This is a genomic window from Bacteroidales bacterium (assembly GCA_021157585.1).
Lineage (GTDB): Bacteria > Bacteroidota > Bacteroidia > Bacteroidales > UBA12170 > UBA12170.
On sequence record JAGGWH010000011.1, the window covers coordinates 1 to 2,560 of the forward strand.

At 30.5% G+C, this 2,560-nt stretch carries 3 protein-coding genes; all 3 read right to left on the reverse strand.

Translation table 11 applies throughout. From position 1 onward, the window contains the following. The coding region (locus J7K39_00325; protein ID MCD6178325.1) for a DEAD/DEAH box helicase at positions 1–249 on the reverse strand (249 nt) is incomplete at its 3' end. Between the two features lie 32 nt (positions 250–281). Further along, complete coding sequence (cas6, locus tag J7K39_00330) at positions 282–1,100, reverse strand: CRISPR-associated endoribonuclease Cas6 (protein MCD6178326.1); 819 nt, start codon at positions 1,098–1,100, stop codon at positions 282–284. Positions 1,101–1,201: 101 nt separating this feature from the next. Beyond that, positions 1,202–2,104, reverse strand: coding sequence for a WYL domain-containing transcriptional regulator (locus J7K39_00335; GenBank protein ID MCD6178327.1), 903 nt, complete (start codon positions 2,102–2,104; stop codon positions 1,202–1,204). Between the last annotated feature and the right edge of the window lie 456 nt (positions 2,105–2,560).

A 2,560-nucleotide genomic window follows, 5' to 3' on the forward strand; every position in this document is an offset into this window, starting at 1 on the left:
ATTAACATCTGTATAAATTGAATTAGCGAGCGTCCGTAAGGGCAGACTATAAATCATTTTTTGTGGAAATAGCGTTTTATCATCTTTATTGGCGAATAAAAATGGAATAATTGAAGCCCAAGTTTTTCCAGCACCAGTTGGAACAGAAAGTATTACATTTCTACCCGAAAGCAAAAATTCAGCTACCTTAATTTGATATTTATAGGGTGAAAATCCCAAAATTTCTTTGTAAAAATCTTCTATATTCATTTTTAATTACATAAAAAATTTATTATTCTTCATCAATCCACTCCAACCACCTCACAAAATCCAAATCCCAAGCTACACATACTACCAAAACCTGAATTTAATCCTACTTCAATCATCTCTTTCGGAGCCCTAAGCTCAAACTCGTAGAAATAACCTTTTACTTTTGTTTCTTCAGGAGTATCTGCTTTTATTCGTTGCATTGCCGTTTTAGTTTGGAGTCTTGTTACTTTAAAATCCAAAGTGTTTATGTCGATTCCACTTTTGCCAACAGCTGCATATTTATCTATTAAATTTTGCAGAAATACTCTTTTATAATCTGGATGAATAGGAGGTACGTATTGCTCATTATCTTCGCCTTTAACATCAATCCCAAGAACAATTGCAGTAATTGTCCTTATTTTCACATTTACACATCTCCCTATTTCCAAATTTTTGCCTTTTTCAATCTTCACATCCTTTAAAGCCTCTATGCTCTCCACTTCCAAATTAATCCCCGAATTTTTATCGCCTATAAAAGCTTTTTGCTCTTTAAACAAGCCCATCACAAATTTTTCGATTTGCTCTGGTAGCTGAAATGAAATTGTTAAATATGCATTTCGTGCCCAAACTTGCATTCTGTCGGATTTTGGAGTAATTTTCCAAGTATGTTTTGGAAATGATAATTTAGAGAAAGTAAAGAGTTTAAAAGTTTTACCATCTGCTGTTTTATAACCATTTTCATGCAGTATCGTTGCAAATTGCTCATCAGCGTTGCTTAAAACTTTATAAATCCATGCACTAACAGGATATTGATAATTTAAGGGTAATATTTGTCTTTTACCAGACAACTTGAATCTAATCTTTAACCTCATTTTTTTCTTTTAATTTTTTCGTCCTTTTTAAATACTCTACGACTATAGTTTCCAAAGCTACAACTCGAAAATGTCAGTTTCCGTCAATACAGAATTTATTTTTAAAATATTTTGTTTTTTATTTTACTATTTAAGTATTGCTTTAAGTCAATAGGGGAGAGAACTACAATATCGTCCATTAGTCCTAATACAAATCTTCCAACTCCAAGAAAATTACAAACGTAACTGTTAAAGAGGAAGGTATTATTTTCTGTTTCGGATATATCTTTTTCGGATAAGGGATATTCTTCTATTAACAAATTTCTTGCTCGCATATTTAATTTAAGCTGAATGGGTATTTTCTCATGACTACTAATTCTAAAACAATCCATATAACCTATCTTATGTTTTTCGGCATTTTCCCAACTCTTATTTAATATTTCTACTTTTTTGATTCTTGCTGTTTTAAAGAGTTTTGTAGCCTTTTTTTCGGGTTCATAACACCATATCGAAACGAAGTTACTTGTGAATTTAATAGGCTCTAATACTCTGTTGTTTACCATATTACTATTTGCCGATTGATAAGCAACAAGCTTAATTTGTTTTTTATTTTCTATTGCAAAAGTGATATTTGAGATACTTTCTGAATTTTCTTTTTTTATAATGGTTTCTATAACTCTTTTAGAATTATAGAGCGAGTACAATTTGTTTATCAGATTACTTTTTAAAGCATTATTATCGTCTATCGAGTGTATGGCTTTTTGTAGAATATAAGATTCCTCTTCCGAAAATTGCAATAATTCGTGAAGCCCTTTGTATTGTTCGGTATTCCTTTCAATTTTCCAATAGCCGGAACAGTTTTTTTCTACCATTAAACCTGCATTCTTAAAAGTTTCTATATACCTGTAAATGGTTCTGACAGAAATTTCAAGTTTTTCAGAAATCTCTTTTATACGGTAGCTTAATCCGTTTGACAGTAATAATAACAGCTTAATTGTTCTTTCAATTTTTGCTTGATCGTTCATTGTCTTTATCTTTTCTCGACAGCTTACTGTATTTACTTATAATTATTTCACCTATTAAGGCATTAGAAATGAAGTGATTGAGGAATGTACTTAACTAAGTAAAATTATTACAACATGTTATATGGCTATAAAGATACGTAAAAAAAACTGTAATATTAACCTAAGTTAGATATAAAAAAGGCATTCCTTATACAGAGCTCAGGTTAATAGTATTCTTCACAATTTTAAGAATGCCGAATAATTATTATTGCATTTTTTTATATGCAGGACGCATATTATCAAGAAAAGTGTAAAATTCAAACGGTTTAAGAAATAATTATTTCTTCTTAGCTGGTAAAACAATATAAGAGCATACAACAGAGCACACAGGATCATCTTTACTGTCTTGATAAAGAATAATTTCTGACTCAGCCATTTTTCCTTCCCTAAGTGTTACCTTAGCCTCTGCGTAAACAG